This is a genomic window from Bartonella sp. AA1HLJMS (genome assembly GCF_042197445.1).
Taxonomy (GTDB): domain Bacteria; phylum Pseudomonadota; class Alphaproteobacteria; order Rhizobiales; family Rhizobiaceae; genus Bartonella.
This window is the reverse complement of sequence record NZ_JBHIRW010000109.1, coordinates 1-2,563: the sequence shown is the minus strand read 5'-3', so window position 1 is coordinate 2,563 and position 2,563 is coordinate 1. Positions and strand designations below refer to the sequence as shown.

The 2,563-nt window shown below is 33.7% G+C and carries 1 protein-coding gene and 1 pseudogene; one reads left to right on the top strand and one right to left on the bottom strand.

Annotated features, from left to right (window positions below):
• Positions 1-219 precede the first annotated feature (219 nt).
• Positions 220-2,262, top strand: coding sequence for an ATP-binding protein (locus ACFIQE_RS09540; RefSeq protein ID WP_375641060.1), 2,043 nt, complete (start codon positions 220-222; stop codon positions 2,260-2,262).
• Between the two features lie 112 nt (positions 2,263-2,374).
• Here ACFIQE_RS09540 and ACFIQE_RS09535 read toward each other — a convergent pair.
• Positions 2,375-2,563, bottom strand: a pseudogene (locus tag ACFIQE_RS09535) (phage antirepressor Ant); the annotation flags it as partial.

Here is a 2,563-nt window from a genome sequence, read left to right as displayed (position 1 = left end):
ATCCGACTCTAAACATACTCTGAGACGCGCGAAATTCTTTAGAAAATGGATTCTTAAATTTGCTCGTCTCATGGAGGCGATAGAGAATGCCTTCGCCCATTTAAAACAGTGGATTTCAAAGAATTAAAAATTTGTTCTATAATAATAACAAATTGTTAATATACGTGCGTTTAATAGGTATATTTCGTAATATTATCGGCTAAAAAGGTGGGAATAATTATGGAAAACGTCGCAGTTCAAAAACAAGAAAAGAATAAAACTGAAAAGTTTTCTATGAAAGAAAATCTTGCTGGAAGAGTTCGTCGTTTTCCTAAACCGTCCACTGAAATGGAAGCTTTGCAGCCTGTTTTTGAAGCGGTAAGCAACGCTATTCACGCGCTTGAAGATTCTAAGCAAGAAGATTACAAAAGCGCGGGTAACATAGATATAGAAATCAAAGATATAGATAAAAATGAAACACTTGAAATTATAGTTAAAGACAATGGTGTAGGATTGGATGATGAGCACTTTCAAGCTTTTTGCACTGTAGATACTAATTTTAAATTAGAAAAAGGAGGAAAAGGAGTTGGGCGGCTGCTATGGTTGGATGCCTTTAAGAAAATACGAGTTAAAAGTATATTCCTTGAAGAAGATCAGCTTTACCAGAGAAGCTTTACATTTTGTTTGGAAGAGGAAAATCAGATTCTTGATCATTCAAAAATACCTCTTATTAATCAAGAAGTAACCGGAACAGAAATTATTTTTACCGGTTTAAGAGATGTAGCGTACCAAAAACATTTTCCACGCGAAACTGAAGCAATTATCGATCATATTGGGGCACATTTTTTTTCAGATTTAATTTTAGAACAACTTCCTCAAATAACTTTTCGTGATGATCAGATGTCTGTCAATTTAGCGCAGAAAGTTAAAAAATATTTAGTAGAAAATAGGGGAGAGATTACACTTGAAACCGCAGATTTTGGTTTATTAAAAATTCGTAATTTTATTTGTATGGCGGATGCTAACCTTAACTTTAAAGGGAAGAACCACTATCTACATCTTTTCGCACATGATCGTACTGTGACTACTGAAAGCATCGATAACCTTATTGGTTTCGGAAAATTTGGAGACCAAGGGCTAGTGTATCATGGTTGCATAAGTGGTCAGTATTTAGATGATAGAGTTAATCAAGAAAGAACGCATTTTTCTTTTAAGAATAAAATATTGAAAAATATTTTACGTTCCGTTGCTAACAATATTGTAGATAGCGTTCTTGCTCCAGAAAATGAAGAATACGAAGAAAAACGTTTAAATAAATTAAAAGAATTTTGTAGAACACATCCTTCCTATTGTTTTGATAGTTATGAAAAACTATTAGAAAAACTTCCTAAATCTGCAAAGGATACAGAAGACTTTGTTAAGACACTGGCTATTCATAAGCTTCGAAGAGAAAAAAAGCAAAATTTGAGAATTGAAAACATATACCGTGAAATTACTAAAGGGAATACTAATACATACAGCTTTTCCCAAAAAGTTTCTGAACTTGCAAAAGAAGTTAAAGATGAAGAAACAAGACAGTTAGCAGAGTATGTTATACGTCGTAAAGTTATACTTGATATTTTAGGAGAATTAATAATAGAGGTTAAGAAAAATGTTAATGGTCAAGAAGTCCCGCATCTAGAGAAAACATTGCATGAACTTATTTGTCCAATGCGTGTTCGGGGCGATGATCCTGAATCTCAGGAAAATTTAACGCATGATTTATGGATTATTGATGAGCGATTAACATTTACAAAATACTTCGCTTCGGATGTGTCTATCAAAAAAATCGCGAAGAATAGTACAAAAAGAATTCGTCCTGATTTATTATGTTATGATAAATTGCATGCTCTAGGACTTGAAGGTCGTCTTGATGCAGATCTGGACAAGTTAATGTTGGTGGAGTTTAAAAGACCAGGTCAGAAAACATATAAAACGGGTTACACCCCCATGGAACAAATAAACATATACCTTAATGAACTTAAAGGAAAAAGTATAAAGACATTTGATAATAAGAAAATAAAGATTTCAGAGCAGTGTGTTTTTTATTGTTATATTATTGCCGATATAGAAGGTGAACTTAAAACGCAAACGTCGACATGGCAGAAAACAGCTAATGGGCGAGGGAGAACTACTCTTCTACAAGGTGATTTTCGAGGATCCGTTGAAATAATAGAATGGAATGATTTATTGCAGGATGCAAAATTAAGGAATGAAGCATTTATTTCTAGATTAAAGGTTTAATTTTTAGATGCGATAGACAATATCTTCGCACATTTAAAACAGTAGCTAACCAAAAACTAAAAGCTTTATCCCCTCCCCACTTTTGAAATGGGGAGATGAATCGTGTTTTAAACTAAGCCGCTTTCACAACAGATCTTGCTAGAACGCGCTTAGCTTCTTTAATGATGGCTTTATATTTTCTATTCTCTTCATCTACTCTGAAGGCATCAAGAAGACGAACATGTATTGGACCCAGAAGATACAAAACTTTTTCACCAGCGTTCATACCTTCCCAATAACTTGGCAAATCAAAGCGTGTATC

Bases quoted from the DNA above. Each gene is read 5' to 3' on its own strand.
- ACFIQE_RS09540 (WP_375641060.1), top strand. From the start codon at position 220: ATGGAAAACGTCGCAGTTCAAAAACAAGAAAAGAATAAAACTGAAAAG.